Source organism: Acidobacteriota bacterium (assembly GCA_030697165.1).
GTDB lineage: Bacteria > Acidobacteriota > Vicinamibacteria > Vicinamibacterales > UBA2999 > 12-FULL-67-14b.
Window position 1 is genome coordinate 23,596 of the sequence record JAUYQQ010000004.1, and the last position, 26,356, is coordinate 49,951.

The window sequence follows — 26,356 nt, forward strand, 5'->3', positions numbered from 1 at the left end:
ACGGGCCGGGACGTGAATCCATCCAGCAGGCGCCGCGTCCCAAGTATAGGACGAAGATCGACGGATCGAATCTTGCTCCGCGAGCCGCAAGGCCTGCGGTTTGCGGCCATCGTCAGAGGATCGGTAAGATGCAGCAAGGAGAGACTATGCGCACCCCGCAGCGGAACGCCCTGACCCCCTTGGCCTGGGCCCTCGGTTCACTATTGGCGATTGCCGCCCTGGCCCCGGCCGTCGCGGAGGCGCAGACCGGTTACGTTCCGTACTTCGGGAAAAACCAGATCCGCTACGACAATTTCGATTGGCACACCTACCAGACCGAGCATTTCGAGATCTACTACTACCCCGAGATTGAGCCGCACCTCGAGCGCATTGCCGGCTATGCCGAAAGCGCCTACCAGCACGTCAGCTCCGAGTTGAAGCACGACCTGTCGATGAAGCTGCCGCTGATCCTGTTCTCGACCGCGAGCGAGTTCTGGCAGCAGAACGTGATTCCGGGCGCGGCCCAGGAAGGCGTCGGCGCCTTCGCCGAACCCGGCCGCTACCGCATGGTGATGCCGATCGACGAACCGCCCGATCTGCTCTACCGCCTGATCGTGCACGAGCTCACCCACCAGTTCCAGTTCGACATCATCCCGACCGGCCTGATCCGCCGCAACATGCCGCTCTGGACCATGGAGGGCATGTCCGACTACATGACCGGCTACTGGCGGCCGCTCGACATGATGACCGTGCGCGACGCCGCGGTCTCGGACATCGTTCCGAAGATGAGCGAGATGCAGGACTACGGCGGCTTCAGCAACCCGCGCCTGATCTACAACCTGGGCCACGCCGCGTTCGAGTTCATCGAGTCGAAGTGGGGCAAGGAAGGCGTGCGCGCCTACGTGTTCGCGCTGCGCCGCTCGGTGATCGGCGGCAGCGACGATGCCTACATGGAAGCGTTCCAGATTGGTCCCGATGAATGGGACCAGCAGTTCGACCGGTACTTGAAGGAGCGTTTCAAGCCGTTCCGCGACAAGGAGCGTCCGGCCGACTACGGCCGCGACCTGTCGCCGGATCCCCGCAAGGGCCCCTTCTCGAACATGCTGTCGATTGAACCATCGCCCTCGGGCGACCTGATTGCCGGCATCACCGGCAACAGCCGCGACCGCGAGTACGACATCGTCCTGATCTCGGCCAAGGACGGCTCGGTGGTGCGCAACCTCACCCGCGGCTTCGACCAGGGCATGGGCTTCGAGTACGTGGCCACGCCCGGCGGCCGCTGGAACTCGGTGCCGTGGCTGTCGTGGTCGCCGACCGGCGATCGCATTGCCTACTTCGTCCGCACCGAGAAAGACCGTTCGCTGATCGTGCAGAACGTGGTGTCGCGGAAGATTGAGGTCCGGATCCAGCTGAACACGGTCGACGCGCCAGAGTCACCCGACTTCTCGCCCGACGGCAAGCTGGTTGCCTTCTCGGCGATGCGCGACAGCCAGGCGGACATCTTCACCGTCAACCTCGAGACCAAGGAGGTCGTCAACCTCACCAAGGACAGCTTCTCGAACTACGCGCCGACCTGGGCGCCCGACGGTAAGTCGCTGGTCTACCTGGTGCGCGTCAGCGGCAACGAGAAGATCTTCCGGATGGACGCCGATGGCGGCAACCCGACGCAGCTCACCTTCGGCACCCACGACGAGGGCGGCGCCCAGTTCCTCGATGCCAACACGCTGGTCTTCTCCTCGACCGCCGTCAACCCGGCCGAGCCGATCGATCCGGAGGTCGCCAAGAACGGGCAGATTTACAACCTCTGGACCCTCGACCTCAAGACCGCCGAGCTGAAACAGTTCACCGACGCGCTGTCGGGCAACCTGTCGCCGGTGGTGCTGCGCGACGGTGCCAACACCCGCCTTGCGTTTGTCACCTACTTCAAGGGCGAGTACGGGCTGCACACCCTCGACCGCCGCGACGAGCTGACCAAGGTCGCCAGTGCCGACTTCGGCTCGCCCGGCCCGATTGTCGACTTCCAGGCGCCGATCAGCCACCAGCTGGTCGCCGACAACAAGAAGAAGAAGGGCCGCTTCGAGAAGATGTTCCTCGAGGGCCGGCCGCCGGTGGCGCTGGGCGTGACGAGCGGCGGCGACGTGTTCGGCGGCACCCAGATCGTGTTCACCGACGTGCTCGGCGACCAGCAGTTCAACATGTTCATCTCGTCGGTATCGCAGTACCGCACCATGCAGTTCTCGTGGATCAACATGGAGCGGCGGCTGCAGTGGGCGATGCAGGCCTACAACAGCACCCAGTTCTTCTACGGGCAGCTCGACAGCATCTTCTACGACCCGGCCTACAACGGCCTGATCGATCGCGACCTGGCCACCGCCACCCGCACCATGCAGGGCGGCACCATGTTCGGCATCTATCCGTTCAACCGCTACCGCCGGATCGAGGTGTTCGGCGGCTTCACCCGCTACCAGGAGCGCTACGAAGATCCGAACGTCGCGTTCGTGGCCGACCAGTATCAGCAGCAGCAGTTCGGGCAGTCGCTGTTCAACAACGGCAACATGGTGCCGGTCGGCGCCGCGTTCGTGCAGGAGACCACCATCTTCCGCGAGTTCGGACCGCTGTCGGGCAGCACCATGCGACTCGCCTACTCCGTGGCGCCGAAGATCGGCAACTCCCTGACCCGTCAGACGCTCGATCTCGATGCCCGCAAGTACTTCCGCATCGGGTCAACCGGCCTGCTGGCGCTGCGCGGGCGCGGCTTCAACAGCTGGGGCAACAATCCCGACTTCACCTACTTCGGCGGCAACGCCGAGTTGCGCGGCTACGAGTACCTGCAGTTCGTCGGCCAGAAGGCCTTCTTCACCAACGCCGAACTGCGCTTCCCGCTGATCGACGCCATGGCGACGCCCATCGGGGTGCTCGGCGGCGTCCGAGCGACGCTCTTTGCTGGCCTGGGCGGCGCCCATTTCGGTAACACGCCCTTCAACATCTTCACCAGCGGCGACAGCATCGAGCGGCCCATCCTCAACTACGACCTCAGCGGCAATCCGATCTACGGCGCCCCGGTGCTCGTCTCGGGCCGACGGTTTGTGGATGCCCGCGCGTCCTACGGCATTGGGCTCTCGACCATGGCCCTCGGCTTCCCGCTCCACTTCGACTGGTCGTGGAAGACGCTGATGAACCAGGGATGGGAAGACGTCGTCTTCGCCCAGTCGGGCGGCAGCGAGGCGTTCCGCAAGGTCAAGTTCGCGATGTGGATTGGTTACGATTGGTAGGACAGGGATCAGGGATCAGGGATCAGGGATCAGGGATCAGGGATCAGGGACCGGGGACCGGGGCTTGAGCGTCAGGCCCCGGTTTTCCTTTTCAGGCGGTCAGCTCTACGCACGGCCGCGTCGCGGCACAGCTGTTCATCTTCCGGTGTTTCAATCGACAGGGGCGGCACTCTCGAGGGCTTGCCATTCTTGTCAAGCGCCACGAACGTCAGAAACGCCTTGCTCGTCAGCTTGCGTTCGCCGGTCTGAATCTCTTCCGAAAACACTTCGACCGCAACTTCCAGCGACGTGCTGAACACGCACGTCACACGCGATTTGAGGATGATCAGGTCGCCGACCTTGATCGGATGAATGAAATCGAGTGAATCAACGCCAGCAGTCAACGCCAGCATGTTGGTGTGACGATGGCAGGCGATGGCGCCGGTGATGTCAATCAGGTGCATCACCGTGCCGCCAAGAATGAATCCCAGCGGGTTCGAGTCGTTCGGTAGCACGACTTGTACGGTTTCAGAGGCAGAGTCCTGCCAACGTTTCACGTTCACCAACCCCGATCCCCGATCCCTGATCCCTGATCCCTGATCCCTGACTAGTTCGTCGCCTTGGTCATCCGTAGTTCGCTGCGATCGAGATCGAGCGACACGCGGTACGGGCTCAGGAACTTGTGGCCGACAATGCCGCCGACCTGGAAGCCCAGCAGCACGCTCGGCGCCTGCAGGTTCAACACCACCACCGCGAAATTATCGAAGGCGATGTCCTGGAACCTCAGGTTGAGGCCCGGCATCAGGAACGCGTCGCGGTCCCAGCCCGACGTGCCGTAGACGCGCAACGCAATCTTGCGGGGCAGGTCGTGGTCCAAGTCACCCGCGGTCGCGGTGCTGATCGAAATCACTTCACCGCCGGTATCGACCACGAAATACGTCGGGCGGGTCTGGTTGATCATGCCGCGCACCATCGACAGACGGTGATGGCGCATGGGCATGGTGAACTCGGCCGGCTCCTCGGGCAAGTGGCGCCCCATGGTCAGCTTGCGCGTCGCGTAGTCGATAGTCATCGACAGCCCGAGGCCGAGCGGCGAGAAGCTCTCGGTTTCGCGCTTGGGGATGCCGCGCAGCGCCGGCGCCTTGATCAAGGCCGGCACGTGATTCAGCTTCATGGTGCCGATCTCGAGCGAGTCGAGCCGGCCCAGTTGCAGGCCGCGCAAGCCGACTTCGCCGACCCCGGCGCTGAGCGTGTAAGTGATGGGGCGCACCGCACCGCTCGACGCGGTCTGCCGCGAGATGGTGGTCATCTCCGAGCCGGTGTCGAGCACGAAGTCCTGCAGGCGGCCGCCGTTGACCTTGGCCTTGACGATGACCTTGTCGTCGACGACGCGGAAGTCGACGGTGTGCAGGCCCGCGGCGGCTTCTTCGGTCATCGCGATCGGTTCGCGCTCGCCGAACGAGCGCAAGAAACGAATCTGCGATCGCGACCACGAGGCCTTCTCGCTGCGATCCTTGTTGGGCAGGAGGTTGACGTAATTGCCGTACGCCACCGCGGCCTGTTCGTAGCGGCGCATCCGCTCGAAGATCGAGCCGACCGTGTGGTGCATTTCTTCGTCGCGCGGCGACAGCTTGAGCGCGGCCTGCGCTGAGTTGAGCGCGTCAGCCAATTTGTTCTGGGAGGCCAGCGCGCGCGCCAGGCCGTGGTGCCCGCGCGACAGGCCGGGCTCGAGCGCCAGCGCGTCCTGAAACTCGGCGTGCGCCTCGTCGAACAGGCCGGCGGCCCAGAGCGCGTCGGCATGGACGGACCGGACTTCGGCGCTGCGGGGTTCCTGCGCCTTGAGCGTCTCGGCTTCTTTCTGGGCTTCCAGGAACTCGCCGAGCCGCAGGGCCGACTTGACGACGCCAATGCGGGCCTGGACGACCATCGACTTGGTGTCGGCCTTCAGCGCCTTTCTGAAGGCCTCGAGCGCCTCGCGATACCGGGACTCTTCGAACAGCAAGGTGCCCAGTTGCAACTGCAACGCGGCATCGTCGTCGCCAGCGACGCGCCCCTGAACACCTGAAACCAGCGCCGCGAGCAGGGCCGCAGCCACCAACGCCATGCGGGGTCGAAACGACATAGGACCTCTCACCAGAAGTAAAGCGAACCTTACCCGGGGGGCGCAGTCCCGGGAGTCATGGGCCGATTCTACTCCAATGGGTCCGACCCCTGTCGCCCCCTATTTCTGGAAGTGCTTGGCGTTGATGTCGATGTAGTTCTTCCACTTCTCCGGCACCTCATCCAAGGCGAAGATCGCCTCGACCGGGCAGGCCGGGACACACGCGCCGCAGTCGATGCACTCGTCAGGATGAATGTAGAGCTGGGTGGCCGCCTCGAAGTCGCCTTCGTCCTTGCGCGGGTGGATGCAGTCAACCGGGCACACGTCGACGCACGCCGAGTCCTTGGTGCCGATGCAGGGTTCCGTGATGATGTAGGCCATTTACGCGATCCTTGTCAGTTGAAAGTTCAAGAGTTGAAAGTTGGTAGTTGTAGTTGCAAGTTTCAGTTTCAGTTTCAGTTTCAGTTACGCGGTGCTCTCGAGGGCGCTGGCCGGAACGTGGCCGAGGCGCATCGAGATGCGGCGCGCCAGGTCCCAGGCGCCGCGGTGGTGTTCGGTCAGGATCGGGGCGTCGTCGGCGCCGTGGCCGAAGACCCCTACCCGGGCCACTTCATGGCCGGTGTAATCGCGGACCGGCGCGCAGGTGCAGAACAACCGCTGCAGGGCGTCTGGCTCCATGGGCGGCGGCCCCATGCGCACCACCGTGGCCTCAGGCCGGGCCAGCTCGCCGGCGGTGGCCAGACGCAGGCAGCTCAAGCGGCGCGTCGCCTGCTTGGGAGAGAAGTAGATCGCGCAGTGGCCGGGCATTTCCTTGCCGTAGACCGTGCGCATGGCCACTTCGTCCGGGCCGGTGCTCCAGACATAGGTCACTTCGCCGGTCGCCGGAATCGCGATGAAACCCCGGTACGGCGTCCGCAACACGTACTCACGCATGATCGGGTAGGCGTGCAGCCGCAGTTCCGACTGGCCCAGCGAGCGGAAGCTGAGGTCGAGCATCTTCAAGGTCAGGCCGTAGCGCTGCGACTCGTCGTCTTGACGCACGTAGCCGCGACGTTTCAGGACGCCGAGCAGGCGGTGGACCGTCGAGGCCGGTTGGCGCAGGGCGCGGGCGAGGTCCGACAGGGTCATGCCGCGCGGCACGCCGCTCAGCACTTCGCACACCTCGAGCGCCTTGTCGATGGACGTGACGGCGGAATTCGAATGAGGTGAGGGCTGAGGAGATTCCACTATACGGAACGACGTTTCAGAATACTGACTCTACCGTTAGGCCCCTTCCCTGTCAAGGCGTTACAGGAATAGGATGAACGTCCGCATCGTGGCGAATTCACTAATTGGCCAGACTCTGGGGCACTACCGCATCGTCGACCAGCTGGGCGCTGGCGGGATGGGGGTCGTGTACCGCGCACAGGACCTCAAGCTCGGCCGCCAGGTGGCGCTCAAGGTGCTGCCGGCCGCCAGCAGCGACAACGACGAGGCGATCGAACGCTTCAAACGTGAAGCGCGCACGGCGTCGGCGCTGAACCACCCGAACATCTGCACGATCTACGGCTTCGACGAGCACGAGGGCCAGCTCTATCTCGCGATGGAACTGCTCGACGGCGAACCACTCGATCGCAAGCTGTCGGGCAAGCCGCTCGACTTGCGGCTCCTGCTCGACATTGCCGCGCAAGTCGCCGACGCGCTCGACGCGGCCCATACCGAAGGCATCCTGCATCGCGACGTGAAGCCGGCGAACATCTTCATCACGCGGCGCGGCCCGGTGAAGGTGCTCGACTTCGGTCTCGCCAAGCTGTCACCCGAGTACCGGCGCTCGGCCCGGCAGCTCGACACCAGGAACGAAACGCGGGTCCCCGAGCACTTCACGAGCGTGGCGGGCACCACGGTGGGCACCATCGCCTACATGTCGCCGGAGCAGGCGCGCGGCGACGAGGTCGATCCGCGCACTGACCTGTTCTCGTTCGGGGTGGTGCTGTACGAGATGGCCACGGGCCGGCAAAGCTTTCCCGGCCAAACGACCGCCGTCGTGTTTGACGGGATCCTGAATCGCGAGCCGGCGGCGCCAAGCAGCCTGAATCAGTCGGTGCCCGGCGAACTGGACCGCATTGTGTCGAAGGCGCTCGAGAAGGATCGCTCGATGCGCTACCAGACGGCCGCCGACATCGGCGCCGATCTGAAGCGGCTCAGGCGCGATTCCGGTTCGCGCCAGATCAACGTCGCCCTCATGTCCAGCAATCCCGATGCGCCGACGGTGGTGCTGCCCTCGGGCAGCACCGAGGTCGCCAAGGGATCGGGCGCGCCGCCGGCCATGCCACCGCCCGTCGCACCCGGCTCGCAGGGACCGGCGGTGCCGCCGGCAGTGTTGCAGTCGGGCGTCACCAAGCCCTGGGCATTAGGCGTCGGCGCGGGCGTCGTGCTGGTTGCCGCCCTCGCCGCCGGATTGGGAGCGTACTTTGCCAGTCGAGGCGCCGCCCCGGCCGCGACCGACCCGGCGGAACAGACGGCGATGGCTTCCGAGCCGCCTCCTGAGGCGCCAGCGACGGCGACGAACGCGAGCACGGCGTCACCGATTCCTCCGCCTGCGGGTGCACCGGCTTCGACCACCAAGCCAGTACTGCCACCGAATACCGCGGTGGCCAAACCCGCCGGCAGCGCGCCGGCGACACCCCGCCCCGGGTCCAAGCCGGCTGCCCCGGCCGCCGCGCCCGCCGCCGTGTCGGGCGAGGCCGAGGCCACGCAGCGCCTCGAAGTTGCGCGCGCCAAGGTGGCGAACAACCTGAACGACCAGGCGTTGGTGGACCTGCGGCAGATTGTTGTGGACTACCCCGGCTCGCGCGCCGGCGCCGAGGCCTCGCTGCTCATGGCCGACCTTCACGAACGCGCCGGCCGGACCGACGAGTCGATGGCGGCGTTGGTCGAATTCGAAAGCCGGTATGCCGGCGATCGACGGACCGCCGACAGCAAGCTCCGCCGGGCGATGATGCTGGGCCGCGCGCGGCAGCCGCGCGCGCAGATCCAGTCGCGCGAACTGCTGGGCGAGGTGGCGCGCGAGTTTCCCGGAACGCCGCAAGCGGCAGCCGCGCTCAACACGAAGCTGAAGGTCGAGAACGACCGCAAGGACCTGCGCGAGCTCGACCCGGTAATGCAGATCGAAGTGCCGGCGGCCATGGTCACGCTGCGGACGATAATTGAACAGTTCCCCGACGCGCCGCAGTCGATGCCGGCGCGCAATCGGCTGGCCGCCATGCTGACCGGCATGAACCGGCACCAGGAGGCGGCGCAAGCGCTCGAAGAACTGGGTGCGCGCTACCCCGACAACCCGATGGACGTGTGGTTCCGGCTTGGCGAGATCTACGACCGCCGGTTAAACGATCAGGTGAAGGCCAAGGAGGCGTACGCGAAAGTCCCGCAGAGCTCCTCGCGCTATGCGGAGGCCCAGCGCCGGATGAACCGGCGCTAAGCCCGTTCAATCTCGAGCCACGCGGGCATTATACTTTCCGGGTGCTGAGGTGCGGCGCCGGGTCCTGATGCGCGTCCTAGGTTCGATCACCAATCGCATCTTCCTGGCGAGTGCGCTGCTCGCCATGCTCTCGATTGGGGCCGCGGTGTTCCTGATCAGTGGTCGCATGACCAGGGAAACCGAAGCCGAGTTGCAGAGCGACCTGACCGAGGCCGCCACGCTTGTCAGCGAACAGCGCCGCACGCAGTTCGACAACATCGCCCGCATCGCGCTGCTGATTGCCGACTTGCCCAAGTTCAAGGCGGTCGTCGAGTTGGCCGACCCGCCCACCCTCGCGCCGATCGCGGCCGATTACCAGGTGCAGGCCGGCGCCGATCTCTTGATGGTGACCGACAGCCTCGGCACCTTGCTGGCTCGCGCCGGGGAGCCCGCCACGCCGTCGGACGCCGACGTCAGCGCGGCCCTTCAGTCCACCCTTGCCGGACGCGTCGTGCCGGCGTTCTGGCCGCACCCGCGCGGCATCATGGAAGTGGTCAGTGTCCGGGTCCTGGTGGGACTCGAGCGTCCGCATGTCCTCGGGGTGTTGAGCGTCGGCTACCTGCTCGACGACCGCCGTGCCGCGCAGTTCAAGGCGCTCACCGGCGCCGACATTGCCTTTGCCATGGGCGGCGCCGCGCGCGCCTCGACGCTGCCCGGGCCGCGCGCCGCCCTCGCGCCGCTGCTGACGGCGACTGCGCCGACCCCCGTGATGATCGGCAGTGAAGAGTACATCGCGCTCACCCAGCCGCTCGGGCCGGGCACGACCGCGGCCGATCCGGTGGCAATCGTGCTGCGCTCGCGCAGCGAGCGGTTGCGCTCGCTCGGCGACATCCAGGCGGCGCTCGGCGGCATCGCGCTTGGCGCGACCCTGCTCGCCATCGTCGTGAGCTACGGCGTGGCGCGAACCATCTCGCGCCCGCTCGCCACCATCACCGATCACATGCGGCAGATCGCCGCCACCGGCGACCTCACGCGCAAGATCCCGATCCAGCGCCAGGGCGGGTGGGACGATGACGATGCCCATATGCTCGCGACCACGTTTAACCTGCTGACCGACTCGATCGTGAGGTTCCAGCGTGAAGCCGGCCAACGCGAGCGGCTGTCGTCGCTCGGGCGGCTCTCGACGGTGATCGCCCACGAGGTCCGCAACCCGCTGATGATCATCAAGGGATCGCTGCGCACCCTCGCCCGCGACGGCGCCACCGCCGCGGATGTCCGCGATGCGGCGAAGGACATCGACGAGGAGATCGATCGGCTGAACCGGCTGGTCAACGACGTGCTCGACGTCGCCCGGCCGATCCGGTTCGATCCCGAGCCGACCGACATCAATCGCGTGTGCACCGATGCCGCGGCGGCGGCCGCCACCGGGGCCGAATGTCCGGTGACGCTCGCACTCGCGCCCAGCTCGCCGGTGCTGGTCACCGACGCCGAACGGCTGCGCACCGTCCTCGTCAACCTGCTGACCAACGCCCAGCATGCGGTGGCCGGACGGCCCGGCGCCGGGGTCCGTCTGCAGACCACCGCGCTCGGCGGCCCCCGCGTCGCCATTGTCGTCAGTGATGGCGGCGCCGGGATCGCAGACGACGACCTGGCGCGCATCTTCGATCCCTACTTCACCACCCGCCGCGCCGGCACCGGCCTTGGCCTCGCCATTGCAAAGAACATCATCGAAGGGCTCGGCGGCGCCATTACGGTGGCGACGCGGCCGGGCGTGGGCACCGATTTTCGAATCGAGCTGGGCGACGCGCCGGGGCGGGCCGAGGGATAGGCCCAGGCAGTAGGCTAAAGGCACATGGCAGGCAGCATCCTCCTCGCCGACGACGAAGAGAAGATCCTCAAGACGCTCGGGCGCGCGCTGCGCGACGATGGGCACGAGGTGACGACGGCGGCGAACGCGCGGGAGGCTACGCGATGCCTGAACGAGCGCGCCTTCGACTTGCTGGTGATCGACTTCCTGATGCCCGATCGCACCGGCCTCGACGTGATTCGCGACCTGGCCGCCGCGACGCCCGACACCGAGCGGCCGGCGATTGTCATGATGACCGCCCATGGCAGCATTGACAGCGCGGTCGAGGCCATGAAGCTCGGCGCCTGCGATTACCTGCAGAAGCCGTTCGAGGTGGACCAGCTGCTGCTCCTGGCCCGGCGCGCCCTCGACGACCAGCGGGCGCGCACCGGGCTGCGCTACCTGCTGAGTGAGCGCGACGCGGAGTTCGATCACTACGGCATCATCGGCCGCAGCCGGCCGATTCGCGACGTCATCACCCGGGCGGAGCTGGTCGCCGAGTCGAAGAGCACGGTGCTCGTGACCGGCGAAACCGGCACCGGCAAGGAACTGGTCGCGCGCGCCATTCACGCCCGCAGCGCGCAGCGCCACATGCCGATGATCAAGGTGAACTGCGCCGCCATTCCCGAGACGCTGCTCGAGTCCGAACTGTTCGGCCACGTGCGCGGGGCGTTCACCGGCGCGTCGTTCACGAAGAAAGGACGTTTCGCCCTGGCCGACGGCGGCACCATCTTCCTCGACGAGATCGGCACCATCGCCCTGAGCGTGCAGGCCAAGCTGCTGCGCGTGCTGCAGGACCGCGAGTTCGAGCCGCTCGGCGCCGAACGCACCCAGCGCGTGGATGTGCGGGTCATCGCCGCGACCAATCGCGACCTGCGGCAGTTGGTCGCCGAGGGCAAGTTTCTCGAAGACCTGTTCTATCGCCTGAACGTCATCCCCATCGAAATGCCGCCGCTGCGGGATCGGCCGGATGACATTCCCCTGCTGGTTGACCATTTCGTCCGGCGATTCGCCGAACGCACCGGCAAGAAGATTGACGGCGTTGACGAGAAGGCCATGGTGGAACTCTCGGGCTATGGCTGGCCCGGCAACGTGCGCGAACTGGAGAACACCATCGAACGCGCCGTGGTGCTCTCGACCGGATCGCGGCTGACCAGCCAGTCGGTGTGGCTCATGAGCGCCACGGCCACACCGGCGACCGCGGCGGTGCCGTCACTGAAGCTGCACCAGAACCTCGAATGGGCCGAACGCGAAACCATGCGGCGGGCGCTCGAACAGGCGCGCGGCGTCAAGAAGGACGCCGCCGAACTGATGGGCATCAGCCAGCGCGCGCTGAGCCACTACCTAGCCAAGTACCGCCTTGAAGACTAGCCGCCGGGCGCCTCTCGTCGCGCGAGTGCCGCTTACGCACAGCGTAAGCGCTTACGCCGCGCGAAGGAACCGGGCGAGCGCCGGCGGCCGGCCCGGCCCCTGCGCGAGTGCCGGAATGCCGCGGCACCAGTTGGGCATCACCCTTGCTTAGGTCCTGCCAGGTGACGTCGATCCTGTCCTCTTTAGCTGATGCAGTTGCCGCGGCGGGGACGGCGCTCCTGCTGGGGGTGGCAGCAATGTCTTCCCAGCAGGACCCCGCCGCGGCTTCTGCGCCCTTCGACTCGCCTGCGAGCGGCTCCGCCGCTCACAGGCTCGCTCAGGGCAGGCCCTCTGACTCTGTTACCGAGCCACGCGTGATTGAGGTGGTGGCCAAGCGATTCGCCTTCGAGCCCGCCCGCATCGAGGTAACCGAAGGCGAGCACGTCCGTCTCGTGGTAACGTCCGCGGACGGTGTTCACGGCGTCGGCATCAAGAAGTTTCGCGTCGAGAAGACCGTGCCGCGCGGCGGCACGCCGGTGACCATCGATTTCGTCGCGTCGGCGGCAGGCGAGTTCCCCATCCTCTGTTCCGAGTATTGCGGCAATGGCCACGACGAGATGAAGGGCCTGCTGGTCGTGGCCGCGCGGAAACAGTAGCTGCAGGAGAACCCGTTGTTGATGATGCCTTCGCTCCGCTTCCTGCTGCCGGCCCTGCTGGTGGCGTGTGCCGCCGTCCCGGCGGCCGCCCAGGCTCCGGCCGACGACCCGGATCTCGATCAGAACCATGCGCAGCCCGACTACTACGTGGCGACGATGCCCACGAACCTGCGACTGCCCAAGGGAAAGTTTGCCTTCCGGCTGACGCACCGCTTCCTGCAGCCGATGGGCGACGGCGACTTCAGCGACCTGGCGGCGCGCCTGTTCGGGTTCGACAGCAGCGCGCAGATCGGGCTCGACCTGAAGTACGGCCTGTTCCGCGGCACGAGCGTCGGCATCTACCGCACCTCCGATCGCACCGTCCAGTTCTCGGGGCAGTTCGACGTCGTGTCGCAGAAGGACGCGCCGGTCGGCCTCGGCCTCAACGTCAACGTCGATGGCACCGGCAACTTCACCGACGACTTCTCGCCCGGCGTGGCGCTGGTGCTGTCGCGCGAACTTGGCCAGCGGGGCGCCTTTTACTTCGAGCCGTCGTACGTGTCTAACGTCAATATCGGCGTGGCGCCCTCGGACGAGGACTACACGGTCATGACCGGCATCGGCGCCCGGCTGCGTGCGGCCCGGAACACCTACCTGTTCCTCGAACTCTCGCCCAGGGTGGCCGGTTACAAACCTGGCGTGACACTGATCAGTTTTGGTTTCGAGCAGCGCGCCGGCGGGCACCTGTTCCAGCTCAATTTCTCGAACGGCCACGGCACCACCTTGGCCCAGGTGGCACGCGGCGGCACGGCGTACGACGACTGGTACCTTGGTTTCAACCTGGCGCGGAAGTTCTTCTGAGGGATACTGATGGTGATGAACCGAACGATTGGAATGGGCTTGGCGGCAGCCATTATCGTGGCCATGACGGCGGCGGCCTGCGGCGGTGGCAGCAGCGGCGGGTCAACCCCGACCACCCCGACTCCGACGCCGCCGGCCGGCGGCACGCCGAGCAGCACTGCGACGATCACCATCGGTGCGAATGGCGCGGTCAGCCCGTCGAGCGTCACCATCGCCCGTGGCGGACGGGTCACCATGATCAACAACGACAGCCGGTCGCACGACATGGCGTCGGATCCGCACCCCGAGCACACGCAGTGCACCGAGATCAACCAGATCGGGTTCCTGACGGCGGGTCAGCAGCGCACCTCGGGCAACTTCAACACCGCCCGCACCTGCAGCTTTCACGATCACAACCTGCCCGACAATGCCGGCCTGAAGGGCACGATCATCATTCAGTAGTCGTGAACGGCCGCGATCGTCTTAGCGGCCCGTGAAGTCAGGCTGGCGCTTCTCGAGATTGGCGGCGATGCCCTCGCGCGCGTCCTCGCTCTCGAACAACCGCTGCTGGAGCTCGCGCTCGAGCGCCAGGCCTTCGTGGAAGCCCACCTCGAGCCCCGACTGCACCGCGCGCTTGATGTGCCCCACCGCCTTGCTGGCCTTGTTCGGCGGCGTGAACTGCTTCGCGTAGTCGTGGACCGCGTCGGCAAAGGACCGGCCCGCCAGCTCGGCCTCGCCCCACACGTGGTTGACGAGCCCCATGTCGCGCGCCTCTTCGAAGCTGAAGAGCGAACCGAGCGCCATGGTCTCAATCGCCTTGGCCTTGCCGACAATGCGCGCGAAGCGCTGGGTGCCGCCGGTCCCTGGCAACACGCCCAGGGCCACTTCGGGCATGCCAATCTTGCCGCCGCCCTGCCGGGCAATGCGAATGTCGGCTGCCATCACCACTTCGAGTCCTCCGCCGACGGCGTGGCCGTTGAGCGCAGCGATCACCAGCTTCGGCGTCTGCTCCAGCCGATTGAGCGTCTCGTTGGCGTGCAGGCAGAAGTAGTACTTGAAGGTGGGATCGGCGTCCTTGAGCATGCCGATGTTGGCGCCGGCGCAGAAGAACTTCTCCCCCGCGCCCGTGATCACGATCACGTGGACCGCAGCGTCCATGCGGGCCGTCAGCACGGCGGCGTCCAGCTCCTGCATCATCTCGTAGGAGTACGTGTTCGCCGGCGGGTCAACCAGCGTAATGGTGGCGACACCGTCGGCGACGGCATACTGAATCTTGTTGTGGGTCATATCGGGAGTCGGGAGTCGGGAGTCGGGAGTCGGGAGTCGGGGTCTCTCGACTCCCGGTTCCCGGTTCCCGACTCCCGGCATTATTGTTCGGTCCTGACGTACTCGAAATCGATCGGTTGGCGGTTGATGCCGCGCTGGGGCGGCGCGATGTAGTTGGCGAACTGCCCCGGCTGGTAGACCGGCGTGGCCTGGATGCTGTGCAGGTAGCGCTTGTCATCGGGCGACGGCAGCCACTCGTACTTGCGGCGTTCCCAGTCCTCGGTGCTCAGCTGGTTGCCGTACGGGTCGAAGTGCTTGGCGGCGTAGACGCCAACCTTGCGGTTGAACTTGCGCGACGGCAGCGTGATGCGCTCGGACATGCCGTGCGCTTCGAGCACGCGCTTGTTCCAGCGATCGACGCCGGCCTGGCAGTCGCCGACGTACCAGTCGCGCAGGACCTCGTTGAGGGCGTTCCTCATGGGCACTTCCTCGCGAATGATCAGGCCGCTGTCGTCCATCAGGTCGAGCACGTACATGTTGCCCGCCAGGATGTGGTCATCGTCAAACTTGTCTTCTTCGGCGCGGCCTTTCAGGCCATTCGAGAAGTACGCCGCGGCGTTGCTCGACACTTCGCTGCCGTGCAGGTCCAGGCTCTGGCTGAACCAGAAATTGACGAACTTCTGGATCAGCGGCAAGTCGATGCCGCCGTGCTTGCGGACATCGCCCGAGAACCCGGTCTCGCGCAGCAACTGGCAGGTGCGCTCGAGAATGCGGGCAATGCCGGTCTCGCCCACGAACATGTGATGGGCTTCCTCGGTCAACATGAACTTGGTCGTCCGGGCCAGCGGATCGAGCGAGCTCTCCGACAGCGACAGCAACTGCGACTTGCCGTCACGGTCGGTGAACATGGTGAAGGCGAAGAAGTCGAGCCAGGTGTCGATCGGCTCGTTGAACGCCTCGAGCATGCGGGGCGTGTCGTCGTTGCCGCTGCGGCGCTCGAGCAGCGCCTCGGCCTCTTCGCGGCCGTCGCGGCCGAAGTACGAGTGCAGCAGGTAGACCATCGCCCACAAGTGGCGGCCTTCCTCGACGTTGACCTGGAACAGGTTGCGCAGGTCATACAGGCTCGGGCAGTGCGCGCCGAGCGAGCGCTGCTGCTCGACGCTGGCGGGTTCGGTGTCGCCTTGAATGACGATCAGGCGGCGCAGCTGGTTGCGGAATTCGCCCGGCACCTCCTGCCATACCGGCTGGCCCTTGAAGTCGCCGAAGCCGATGCGACGATCGGGAACCGGCTCGGCCAGGAAGATGCCCCAGCGGTACTCGGGCAGCTTCACGAAATCGAAGTGCGCCCAGCCGGCGGCATCCACGCTGATGGCCGTCCGCAGGTAGACCTGGTGGCTGTCCTGGAACCCGGGCGGGCCCATGTCGCGCCACCAATCGAGGTAGGCGGGCTGCCAGTGCTCGAGCGCCCGCTGCAGGCGCTTGTTGCCGGCCAGGTCAACGTTGTTCGGGATCTTCTCCGCTGAAATCATGAGCGTCCCCTCTTAAGTGCGCTTGAAATCGAAGGTCGGGCGGCCTTCGCGGCCATAGGTCATGAGCGCGCCACGTTCGCCCACGGCGTTGGGCCGCTGGAAGATCCAGTTCTGCCACGCCGTCAGGCGGCCGAAGATCTTGGTCTCCATGGTCTCCGGTCCGGCGAAGCGCAGGTTGGCTTCCATGCCGGTGAGCGCATCGGGCGAAAACGCCGCGCGCGCCTCGAGCGCCATGCGCACTTCATCGTCCCAATCGATATCGTCGGGCGCCGAGAACACGAGGCCGGCGGCCAGCGCCTGTGGCGCGTCCATCGGCCCGCCGTGCGAAAGCGCCTTGTCGACCGATTCGGGCTCGCCGAGGAACCGCACCTGCAGCCGCGACAGGCCGTTGCTCATCGGGTAGGCGCCGCCGTTCATCACCGACAACTGGATGGTGTTGGGCTCGTCCGGGTGATCGAGCATGTAGACGCGATCGGCGGCGAGGGCCAGCTCGAACAGGGTACCCGCAAACGCGTTGCCGGGTTCGATCAGCGCAAAGAAGCTGCGCGAGGTGAGGTCCACGCGCTTCAGCGTGCGGCGGATGAAGCTGATGATCTCGCGCACGAGCCAGTTGGCCTGGTTGGCGTCAAGCGACGCGTCAACCGCGAGCACCGCCGCCGGGTCGCCGGTCGCGCGCAGGACCACGGTACCAATCTCCGGCTCGTTGAGGCGCAGGCGCAGCAGCGTGTCGTCCAGTTCGCGGAACGCGCGAATCGCCCACGACTGGTCGCCCGCCTTCTGGAACTCGTCGGCGGTCACCGGCTGCGGCGAATCCGGGGCGCTGATCGTCAACTCGCACACGCGCTTGGCGCGATCGATCGTCCCCTTCACATACTTGTAGGCAATGGTGTCGCCATCAATCGTGGGCGACAGGGGGCCGAGCGTGATGCCGGGGCCGGCCTTCGGACGGTCCGACAGGGCCGCCAGCTCCTGCGCGCGCTTGGCCACGGCCTCCTGGAACTTGCTGGTGGGATACACGGCATCAACGAAGCGGCCGTCGACGGCGCGCTTGCCGCGCACACCTTCCGTCAGGGTGCTGAAATCGTCGGCCAGGTCGCGGCGCACCTTGCGCTTGTCAACCACGCGGGTCAGGCCGCCGGTGCCGGGCAGCACGCCGAGGAGCGGGGTCTCGGGCAAGCCGACCGAGGCGCTGCCATCATCGACCAGCAGGATCTCGTCGCAGGCCAGCGCCAGCTCGTAGCCGCCGCCGGCGCAAATGCCGTTCACCGCCGCCATGAACTTGATGCCGCTGTGCGCGCTCATGTCTTCCATGCCGAGCCGCGTTTCGTTGGTGAACTTGCAGAAGTTCACCTTGAAGGCATGGCTCGACGACCCGAGCATGAAGATGTTGGCACCGGCGCAGAAGATGCGCGGCTTGAGGCTGCTGAGCACCACCGCGTGGACCTCGGGGTGCTCGAAGCGCAGGCGCTGCAGCACGTCGGCCAACTCGATGTCAACGCCCAGGTCGTACGAGTTGAGCTTCAACTTGTAGTCGTTCGGCCGAAGGCCGGCGTCTTCGCGCACGTCCATCGCCAGCGTCGCGACGTTGCCCTCGACGGAGAGCTTCCAGTGCTTGTACTGCTCGGGGGATGTTTCGAAAGTCACCGACGGGGCCGTTACGGTTTGTTCCACGCAGGGAGTTTACTACGTTCTTAAACGCTCGTTCAAATGTATGCTATAAAAGACGCCGGGTTGAATTTCCTCTTGTCCTTGGAATTTCAACCCGGCGTCATTCCATATGGCCAAACCCGCCGCCGCGTCCGACCGCCGAACCGAGATCCTGAAGAGCGCTGCGGCCGCTTTTCGCCGCCGCGGTTATTACGGCGCCAGCGTCGATGAGATTGCCTCGGCCCTGGAGATGACCAAGGGCAACCTCTACTACTACTTCAAGAACAAGGAAGAGATTCTCTTCGCCTGCCACGAGTATTCGCTCGACCTGCTGCTGGCACTGATGACCGACGTGCTGGCTGACACCGCGAGCCCCGAGGCGAAGCTGCGCCGGCTGGTGCTGGCATTCGTGCACCTGATTCTCGACGAACTGCACGGCACCGCGCTGACGCTCGATCCTGAAGCGTTGTCGCCGGTTTTGCTGACGCGCGTGATCGAAAAACGCGACCAGTTCGACCAGGGCGTCCGCGCGATCATCCAGCAGGGCATCGACGAGGGCCAGTTCAAGGCCGGTGACCCGAAGCTGATCGAATTTGCCATGATGGGCGCAATCAACTGGATCCCCAAGTGGTTCGCCCCGGAAGGCCCCGCCACCTCCGACCAGATCGGCGACGCGTTTGCCGACTACCTGGTCGGTGGCCTCCTCAAAAATTAGCAATCGGTTGCACTAATTTCGTACTCTCGCGGCCCGAACGTCACACGCCGGATCAATAATTCACCAGCGCAGACTTTCCCCCTTCAGCCACGAGGCCTCATGAAGCTGTTCCGAACCTGCTCGATCCTTGCGCTGTTCCTCTATGCCGCGGTAACGCCGTACGCCGCGGGCCAGGCCAGCCTCTCGGCCCTCGATGTGCCGTACACCCAAGACTTCAACACCCTGGCGTCCTCGGACACCTCGAATACCACGCCGGCCGGGTGGGAGTTTGTCGAGACTGGGACGTCAGGGGCTGTTAACGGCTTGTATACCGCCGGCAACGGCGCCGGTACCGCTGGCGACACCTACAGTTTCGGAACGAACTTCAGCTCGGAACGAGCCTTTGGCGGGCTGCAGAGCAATACCCACATGCCCACCATCGGCGCCGTGTTCGTCAATAACACGGGCCAGCCGATTACGAGCCTCGATGTCAGCTACGTCGGCGAACAGTGGCGCCTGGGCGCCGCCGGCCGCCTCGACCGGCTCGACTTCCAGTACAGTCTCGACGCCGCTAGCCTCAACACCGGCACGTGGACCGATGTCGACGCGCTCGACTTCGTCGCGCCGGTCACCACCGGCCCCACCGGCGCGCTCGACGGCAACGCCGCCCCGAACCGCACGCTAATCAGCGGATCGATTGCACTGAGCATCGCGCCTGGCGGCAGGCTCCGGATCCGCTGGACCGACTTCAATCCCACCGGTTCCGATGACGGCCTGGCCGTGGACGATTTCAGCATCACGCCGCGCGGCGACGGCCCGGTGCTGCCCTCGCTGACGATCAACGACGTTGCGGTGATGGAGGGCGACAGCGGCACCCAGACCGCCACCTTCACGGTGACGGCCTCGACCGTGCTCCACACCGGCATCTCGTTCGACATCGCCACCGCCGATGGCACAGGCATCGCGCCCGCCCAGGTCGCTGATTTCGACTACGTCGCTCGCGCCGAAGTGGACCAGTTGATCGCGGCAGGCAACACCACCTATACGTTCCACGTCACCATCAACGGCGACACCACGGTCGAAGCCCACGAAATCTTCTTCGTCAATCTCTCGGGCGTCACCGGCGCGACGATTGCCGACGGCCAGGGTCTCGGCACCATCACGAACGACGATGTGGCGCCGCCGGTGGTGTCGGACGTCGTGATCAGCCAGGTCTACGGCGGTGGCGGCAATTCGGGTGCGCCGCTCGGCCGCGACTTCATCGAGCTGTTCAACGCCGGCACCTCCGTGGTCAGCCTGGCAGACTGGTCGGTCCAGTACGCCAGCGCGACGGGCACGACTTGGTCCGTCACGAACTTGACCGGCACCATTGCCCCTGGCGGGTACTACCTGGTCCAGCAGGCGGTCAATCCCGGCAACCCGAGCGCCCCGGCGCTGCCAATAACACCCGATGCGATCGGCACCATCGGCATGGCGACCGGCGCCGGCAAGGTGGCCCTCGTGTCCTCGACGACGGCCATTGCCGGCGCGTGTCCGGTCAGCGGTGTCGTGGATTTGGTCGGCTACGGTACTACCGCCAACTGCTTTGAAGGCACGGCGGCGGCGGCGGCGCCGAGCAATACCACTGCGGGCTTCCGCAAGCGCGGCGGCTGCTACGACTCCGATCACAACAACGTCGACTTCGCGATCAACCAACCGGGCCCGCGCAACAGCGCCTCGCCCGCGCGCAGCTGCACGCCCATCACCGTGGCGATCCACGACCTCCAGGGCAACGGCCTGACCACGCCGTTCTTCGATCAGGACGTGCTCACGACCGGCATCGTCACCGGCAAGAAGAGCAACGGCTTCTTCATGCAGTCGCCGCCGGCCGGATACGACGCCGACCCGATGACGTCGGAAGCGTTGTTCGTGTTCACCGGCGCGACGCCCGCGGTCGTGGCCGGTGACGAGGTGACCGCCCGCGGCACCGCCACCGAGTACTTCTCGCTGACCCAGGTCGAAGCCTCGCTGCCCGGCGACCTCACGATCGTGTCGACAGGGAACGCGCTGCCGGCCCCGATCACGCTGACGGCGGCCATGCTCGATCCAGCCGGTGCGCCGCAGCAGCTCGAGCCCTACGAGGGCATGCGCATCGCCGCGGCCGCGCTCGTCTCGGTGGCGCCAACCGACGGCTTCGGCGAGATCGCCGCCGTGCTTCCCGGTGTGCCACGGCCCATGCGGGAGCCCGGCATTCCGCTGTCGGATCCGGTGCCGCCGGATCCGACCTCCGGCGTGCCCGATTGCTGCATTCCGCGGTTTGATGGGAATCCGGAACGCATCTTCATCGACACCGAAGGTCTCGCCGGCATGTCGGTGACCTCGGTGACGTCGAACGTCACGCTGGGGAATGTCCTGGGCCCGCTGGACTTCTCTTTCGGCGCCTACAAGATCCTGCCGGAGGTCGCGCCCACCGTCAGCGCCAACATGACTGGCGTGCCAGTGCCGACGCCGTTGGCTGGCGAGTTCACGGTGGCCGGCTTCAACATCGAGAACTTCGGCGGCGACGCGACTCGCCTGCAGAAGGCGTCGCGCGCGATTCGCGAGTTGATGCGCTCGCCCGACGTCATCGGCCACATCGAGATCCTCAACGAGGCGGCACTGCAGGCGCTGGCCGACCAGGTGAACCACGACGCGATCGCCGCGGGTGAGCCCGATCCCAACTATCAGGCGCGACTGGTCCTCGGCCCGCCCATCAATGGCCAGCCGTCAGTGCAGAACCTTGGCTTCCTCGTCAAGACCTCGCGCGTGCGCATCGACTCGGTGAGCCAGGAGCCGGCTGGCTCGTACACGCCTCCCGGCAGCACGTCGTCGGCGGTCTTGTATGACCGCCCGCCATTGGTGCTGCGGGCAACGGCTGACGCCGAGGGCGTCAACCCCCGTCCCATGATCGTGGTCGTCAATCACTTGCGCTCGTTCATCAGCATCGCGGTGGTGGGTATCGAAGGCGATCGGGTGCGAGCTAAGCGCACGGCGCAGGCTGAGGCCACGGCGCAGTTGCTGCAGGACCTGCAAACCGACAACCCGGGAGTGGCGGTGATCTCGGTGGGCGACTACAACGCCTACGAGTTCAACGACGGCTACACCGACCCGATGTCGATCATCACGGGCTCACCCACTCCCGACGACCAGATCGTCGTCGATGCCAGCCCCGACCTGGTCGATCCCAACTACATCAACCTGACCGGCGGGCTCCCGGCCGGCGAGCGCTACAGCTTCATCTTCGAGGGGACGCCGCAGGCGCTGGATCACGTCCTGGTCAATACCGTCGCGAACGGCTACCTGCAGGGTTACGCGATCGCACGCGGCAACGCGGACTTCCCGGCCAGCGCCGCGTTCACTGCCGACCCGACGCGGCCAGAGAGATCCTCGGATCACGACATGCCGGTCGCCTACTTCCGCTTCCCGCCGCCCTCTGCCGACCTGGCGGTCAGCATCGTCGCCGACGCGGCCACGGCTGCCGCGGGCGGCTCGGTCACCTACACGGTGACCGTGACCAATAACGGCGGCTCGCCCGCGCAGAACGTGGTCGTGAGCGCGAACGCCACGACCACCACCTACGCATCGATGGCGGCGGGCGCCGTGGAAACGTTCACCTTCAGCGCGTTGGTCGGCTGCGATGCACCGAACGCCACGCTGTTCACCGCCACGGCGTCAGTCGTCTCCGATACGGCCGACCCGGGGCCGGCTAACAACAGCGCCGCCGCTTCGGTGGTGGTCACCAATGCCCCGCCCACGTTGAGCGGAATCACGACCAGCACGTCGGTGCTCTGGCCGGCCAATCACCAGATGGTCGATGTCATCATCCGCTACACCGCCGCCGATCAGTGTGGGCTGGTGGTGACCGGGTTGTCGGTGACGAGCAACGAGCCGATCAACGGCGCCGGTGACGGCAACACCGCTCCGGATTGGGAAGTCATCGACGCCAACCTGATCCGGTTGCGGGCGGAACGCGCCGGCGGCGGCGCGGGGCGCATCTACACCGTGGCGATCACGGCCACCGATGCGGCGGGCCAGGCCACCCAGTCGTCGGTGGCCATCACGGTGCCGCACAGCCGCAAGTAGCGAACACGACCGCGACGGTCACCAGGGGCCGGAGGGTTTCCTCCGGCCTCAGGGGTTGAGCCGGACCCGCCGAATCGTCCACACGGTGTCTTCGCCGGCGGCTTCGCCCTGCATGAAACCCAGGGTGTCGCCGCACACGGCCATGGGCATGGGCGCCGCGCCAACCGGCAGCGTCACGTCGATTGCGCGCAGGCGCGTCACCGCCCGGCCGTTCGCATCGAGAGTCAGCCGGACGAGGCGGCGGACACCGTCCGCGGTGGTCTGCAGTCCCACGAACCCGGTGCCATGACGGCGCAGCCGATCGAACCCGGCCAGCGCGATCGTCTTCGGGGCCGTCACGGGGCTCACCGCCCGCGTGCGCAGATCGATGGCCAGCAAGCCGTCGCGATGCGAGACGTAGGCCACGTTGTCGCGGCGGCCCAGGGTGAGGCTGAGCGGCACGACGTCGCCCAGGCTGGCCAACACCGTCAACTGAGTAGCGGCTGGCCTCAGTACCAGGACGCGGCGCTGCGCGGTGTCGAGCACCAGTACGGCCCCAGACCCCGCCATCGCCACATCGACCGGCTGCGCGGGCACGAGCGACTCGGGAACCGCGAAGCTTGCCAGCGGCCGGCCGGAGATGAGCTGCACCCGATGCAGGGTGGCGCCGCGGCCATCGCCTTCCGCGGTGGCGACCCAGAGGCTGCCGTTGGTCGTGTCGATGTCGAGGGCCGTGACGTCCAGGAAGCCGGCCACCTCGGCGCGCGTCAAGTCGGTGGCGTGATCGCTGCCTTCGGCCACGATCTGCAACTTGCGGCCGGGCCGGTCGCCGAACACGAAGCGCTTCGACACCGCATCGCACACCAGGCCCCCGGGCGCGAACGCGGCGCTGGTAAATCGCCCGGCCTCTTCGATGGCCAAAGGTGCCAGGGGTGCCAAAGGGGCCTCAGGGGCCTTGGGTGCCAGGGGTGCCACGGGTGCCAGGGGCTTGTCCCGCCGTAGCTCGGCTGGCTCGCTGCGAGCGGAGGCGGATGCCAGAGGTGCTGTGGACCCGCCTTCGCGGATCACTGCCTCTACGGCTGGCCATCCAGGCAGGTCGCGCGTGCGTGCGAACTCCTCTCCACTCGCATCAACAGTCGCGCCCAGTTCCACTAACCGTCGAATCATCACCAGCGCATCGTCGGGACGATTGCTGAGCGCCTGCGTTCGCGCCAGCAGCAACATCAACGATCGGTCGTTACGCGGGCCTTGTTGGACGGTGCGCCAGGCCAGGTCGTGGGCGCGCTCGAATTCTCCGTGAGCGATGGCCGCCTCAGTTTGCGCACGACACTCGGCGACACCGGAGCAGGCCACGGGCGTGGCTTGCTTCGCCGACCCGGGAGCGGCAGGGGCGGCGAGAGCCAGGGCAAGGCAGGAGGCAGTCGTCCAACGAACCACGAGAGCGACAAGATTACCTTGACCGCAGGCTTCGGCGTGTCACTGACAAGAATCAGACCGGGGTGTCCTGCCGAGCGCGATTTCGCTCTCGGGTCCTCCGTCCATATAATCAGAAGGTCGGCAAGGCCGGTGCGGCCGATGACCGAGCCCTACACATGTACACGCATACGCTGTTGATCGTCGACGACAGCATCACGGTTGAGCAAGAGATTCGGGCGGCGCTTGCCGACGAGCCGATCCAGGTGAGCGTGGCGGCCAACGGCCATCGGGCGCTGGACCAAATCGAAGCGACTCGCCCGGACGTCGTCCTGGCGAGCACGGCCGCGCAGGGCGTGAACGGGTATGGCCTGGCGCACTATGTCTCGCAACGGCCGTATCTAAGCAAGGTGGCGGTGTTGTTGGTGACGGCAACCGTCAGTCCCGCCGACACCCACCGGATGAAACAATCTGGTGCCAGGGGATTCATTTGCCATCCGATCGAGCCGGGTATCGTCATCGCGAGGGTGAAGGAAGTGTTGATGCTCTCGGCGCCCGACCTCGGCCAACCCGACGTGCTCGGGCAGCTGGTCACGGCCTTCGACGCCATCGATGCGTCCATGACCAGCCAGGTGTTCGGCGGAAAGGCGAACCCCAACGAACTCGCCATCACGCCAGAAGCGCTGGCGCGAATCGTCAACGACGCTGTCACACAGGCCATTGCGGCGTACGAAAAAGAACGCAACCTGGCAGCGGCGCCCGGTCGCGATGAGGCGATCGGGCGCGGCCAGGCGCCGCGCGTTGCGCCGCCGACGCCAGGGCGATTGGCACGAGAGCAGTTACAACGCGACATGGGCCTGGATGACATCGGGTTCGAGCCGGCGCCGCCTGCCGAGACGGTCGATTACGCTGCCCTGACGGCGGAAATGGGCGTGGACGATTTCGCGTTCGAGGAACACGACAGCACGCGCCCAGTCGAGGCCGGCGAGCCCCGCAAAGTGGTTCAGAACCCATTCGCGGCGCCGCGCTTAGTGCTGCCCGACCCGGGCCCACCCGCCGAGGTGTCGGACGCAAGCGGAACGAGCGTACTGGAGCCGTTGCGGGATGCGGTCGTGTTGCTGGGGACGGCCTTGGCTGATCAGGCGAACCGTTTGCGATCGGCCCTCGCCGAGCGCGGACGCCGCGGCCCAGATGAACGCGTCGCAGCCGTCCCGGCGAGGCAGCCGACGCCTCCGCCGGTCCAGGCGCCCGCGCCCGTGGCGCCGGTTCCCGTGCCGGCAGAGCCGGTTCCCGCGCAGCCGCCTCCCCCGCATCAGCCGCCGCGCCCGTCATTGGAACGGTTGGCGGCCATGACGCCAGAAGAGGCCGCGAAGTCGGTCTTCTTCACCTTCGATCCGATCCCGCCCGTCCCGCCACCGATTCCCCGCGAGCCGCACGAACCCTGAACGGTTACTGGGCGGTCTCGCCGGGCTTCAGCTTCAGCACTTCAATCCCCGAACCGGCCAGGTGCTGCTCGAGCTGTTCCGGCGTCCCGCTCAGCATCGGAAACGTGCCGCAGTGCATAGGCACCACCTGCTTCACGCCCAGCCACTTGGCCGCGATCGCGGCGGTGTCGGGGCCCATCGTGAAACGATCGCCAATGGGCAGGAACGCAATGTCCGGCTTGTACAGCTCGGCGATCAGCTTCATGTCGCCGAACAGCGCGGTATCCCCGGCGAAGTAAATCGTCTGGCCGTTCTCGAGCTTCACCACGAACCCCGTGGCTTCGCCCAGGTAGTGCACGCCGTTGTCCTCGAAGCTGCTGCTGTGGCGGGCATCGGTCATGGTGATGCGCAGGCCCTGCACGGTGATCGTGCCGCCCTTGTTCATGGGTTCGAAATTCTTCAGGCCCTTGGCTTCGAGGTGGCGGTAGATCTCCCAATTGGCGACGACCGGCGCGCCGGTCAACTTGGCCATGGCCGCGACATCGGTGAAGTGGTCGAAGTGGCCATGCGAGACCAGGATCAGGTCGGCCTTGGTCGGCCGCGCCGACTCGGGAAAGACCGGGTTGCCGGTGTACCAGGGATCGAAGAGCAGCTCTTTTCCGCCCGGCGTCCGGACACGAAACGAGGAGTGACCCAACCAGGTAATTGCCAGATTCTGCATACGTTGTCCTCGGTTCGGAAGCATCACACAGAACCACGGAAACACGGAACCACCCTTTGCTAACGAGACCAAACGCAATTCTGTGTTTCGGGGCTTCTGTGCTTCCGTGGCGGGCATTTAGGGCCCTCTGCCAATTCAGCTACA

The 26,356-nt window shown here is 66.3% G+C and carries 19 protein-coding genes; 10 read left to right on the forward strand and 9 right to left on the reverse strand.

Annotation, left to right across the window (positions count from 1 at the left end; genetic code table 11):
- Nucleotides 1-146: 146 nt before the first annotated feature.
- Complete coding sequence (locus Q8T13_04060) at nucleotides 147-3,251, forward strand: hypothetical protein (GenBank protein MDP3716924.1); 3,105 nt, start codon at nucleotides 147-149, stop codon at nucleotides 3,249-3,251.
- A 71-nt stretch (nucleotides 3,252-3,322) separates the two neighbouring features.
- Here Q8T13_04060 and Q8T13_04065 read toward each other — a convergent pair whose 3' ends face one another.
- The 4 genes from Q8T13_04065 to Q8T13_04080 form a co-directional block, all read right to left on the reverse strand.
- Nucleotides 3,323-3,793, reverse strand: coding sequence for an acyl-CoA thioesterase (locus tag Q8T13_04065; GenBank protein MDP3716925.1), 471 nt, complete (start codon nucleotides 3,791-3,793; stop codon nucleotides 3,323-3,325).
- Nucleotides 3,794-3,837: 44 nt separating this feature from the next.
- Nucleotides 3,838-5,352 carry an aspartyl protease family protein gene (locus tag Q8T13_04070; GenBank protein ID MDP3716926.1) on the reverse strand — a complete coding sequence of 505 codons (1,515 nt, stop codon included), beginning with the start codon at nucleotides 5,350-5,352 and terminating at the stop codon, nucleotides 3,838-3,840.
- A 99-nt stretch (nucleotides 5,353-5,451) separates the two neighbouring features.
- Nucleotides 5,452-5,712: a ferredoxin family protein gene (locus Q8T13_04075; GenBank protein ID MDP3716927.1), complete on the reverse strand. Its 261-nt coding sequence runs from the start codon at nucleotides 5,710-5,712 to the stop codon at nucleotides 5,452-5,454.
- An 84-nt stretch (nucleotides 5,713-5,796) separates the two neighbouring features.
- A complete protein-coding gene (locus tag Q8T13_04080; protein ID MDP3716928.1) occupies nucleotides 5,797-6,558 on the reverse strand; it encodes a helix-turn-helix domain-containing protein in 762 nt (253 codons plus the stop codon).
- A gap of 88 nt (nucleotides 6,559-6,646) precedes the next feature.
- Between Q8T13_04080 and Q8T13_04085 the strand changes: the two genes are divergently transcribed.
- The 6 genes from Q8T13_04085 (at nucleotide 6,647) to Q8T13_04110 (ending at nucleotide 13,900) form a co-directional block, all read left to right on the forward strand.
- Nucleotides 6,647-8,788 carry a protein kinase gene (locus Q8T13_04085; protein MDP3716929.1) on the forward strand — a complete coding sequence of 714 codons (2,142 nt, stop codon included), beginning with the start codon at nucleotides 6,647-6,649 and terminating at the stop codon, nucleotides 8,786-8,788.
- A gap of 49 nt (nucleotides 8,789-8,837) precedes the next feature.
- Entirely contained in the window at nucleotides 8,838-10,595 is a 1,758-nt protein-coding gene (locus Q8T13_04090; protein ID MDP3716930.1) for an ATP-binding protein, read from the forward strand.
- 24 nt (nucleotides 10,596-10,619) lie between these two features.
- Complete coding sequence (locus Q8T13_04095) at nucleotides 10,620-11,984, forward strand: sigma-54 dependent transcriptional regulator (protein ID MDP3716931.1); 1,365 nt, start codon at nucleotides 10,620-10,622, stop codon at nucleotides 11,982-11,984.
- Nucleotides 11,985-12,220: 236 nt separating this feature from the next.
- Nucleotides 12,221-12,619 carry a cupredoxin domain-containing protein gene (locus Q8T13_04100; protein ID MDP3716932.1) on the forward strand — a complete coding sequence of 133 codons (399 nt, stop codon included), beginning with the start codon at nucleotides 12,221-12,223 and terminating at the stop codon, nucleotides 12,617-12,619.
- Nucleotides 12,620-12,640: 21 nt separating this feature from the next.
- Entirely contained in the window at nucleotides 12,641-13,459 is an 819-nt protein-coding gene (locus Q8T13_04105) for a DUF5777 family beta-barrel protein (protein ID MDP3716933.1), read from the forward strand.
- 15 nt (nucleotides 13,460-13,474) lie between these two features.
- Entirely contained in the window at nucleotides 13,475-13,900 is a 426-nt protein-coding gene (locus tag Q8T13_04110; protein MDP3716934.1) for a hypothetical protein, read from the forward strand.
- 21 nt (nucleotides 13,901-13,921) lie between these two features.
- On the opposite strand, the gene Q8T13_04115 is transcribed toward Q8T13_04110, so the two are convergent.
- The 3 genes from Q8T13_04115 to boxC form a co-directional block, all read right to left on the reverse strand.
- On the reverse strand, nucleotides 13,922-14,725 hold the full coding sequence (locus Q8T13_04115) for an enoyl-CoA hydratase/isomerase family protein (GenBank protein ID MDP3716935.1): 804 nt from the start codon (nucleotides 14,723-14,725) through the stop codon (nucleotides 13,922-13,924).
- An 80-nt stretch (nucleotides 14,726-14,805) separates the two neighbouring features.
- Nucleotides 14,806-16,233, reverse strand: a complete 1,428-nt coding sequence (gene boxB, locus Q8T13_04120) for a benzoyl-CoA 2,3-epoxidase subunit BoxB (GenBank protein MDP3716936.1) — start codon at nucleotides 16,231-16,233, stop codon at nucleotides 14,806-14,808.
- A gap of 12 nt (nucleotides 16,234-16,245) precedes the next feature.
- A complete protein-coding gene (gene boxC, locus Q8T13_04125) occupies nucleotides 16,246-17,904 on the reverse strand; it encodes a 2,3-epoxybenzoyl-CoA dihydrolase (GenBank protein ID MDP3716937.1) in 1,659 nt (552 codons plus the stop codon).
- 106 nt (nucleotides 17,905-18,010) lie between these two features.
- Here boxC and Q8T13_04130 point away from each other — a divergent pair, with 106 nt between their 5' ends.
- Both Q8T13_04130 and Q8T13_04135 read left to right on the forward strand, forming a co-directional pair.
- Nucleotides 18,011-18,595: a TetR/AcrR family transcriptional regulator gene (locus tag Q8T13_04130; protein ID MDP3716938.1), complete on the forward strand. Its 585-nt coding sequence runs from the start codon at nucleotides 18,011-18,013 to the stop codon at nucleotides 18,593-18,595.
- A gap of 99 nt (nucleotides 18,596-18,694) precedes the next feature.
- Nucleotides 18,695-22,675, forward strand: coding sequence for a lamin tail domain-containing protein (locus Q8T13_04135; GenBank protein ID MDP3716939.1), 3,981 nt, complete (start codon nucleotides 18,695-18,697; stop codon nucleotides 22,673-22,675).
- 48 nt (nucleotides 22,676-22,723) lie between these two features.
- Here the strand turns inward: Q8T13_04135 and Q8T13_04140 are convergent, their stop codons facing one another.
- Nucleotides 22,724-23,629, reverse strand: a complete 906-nt coding sequence (locus Q8T13_04140; GenBank protein ID MDP3716940.1) for a hypothetical protein — start codon at nucleotides 23,627-23,629, stop codon at nucleotides 22,724-22,726.
- 617 nt (nucleotides 23,630-24,246) lie between these two features.
- On the opposite strand from Q8T13_04140, the gene Q8T13_04145 reads away from it, so the two are divergent.
- Nucleotides 24,247-25,512 carry a response regulator gene (locus tag Q8T13_04145; GenBank protein ID MDP3716941.1) on the forward strand — a complete coding sequence of 422 codons (1,266 nt, stop codon included), beginning with the start codon at nucleotides 24,247-24,249 and terminating at the stop codon, nucleotides 25,510-25,512.
- Nucleotides 25,513-25,516: 4 nt separating this feature from the next.
- Here Q8T13_04145 and Q8T13_04150 read toward each other — a convergent pair whose 3' ends face one another.
- Nucleotides 25,517-26,212, reverse strand: coding sequence for a metal-dependent hydrolase (locus Q8T13_04150; GenBank protein MDP3716942.1), 696 nt, complete (start codon nucleotides 26,210-26,212; stop codon nucleotides 25,517-25,519).
- Nucleotides 26,213-26,356: the final 144 nt, after the last annotated feature.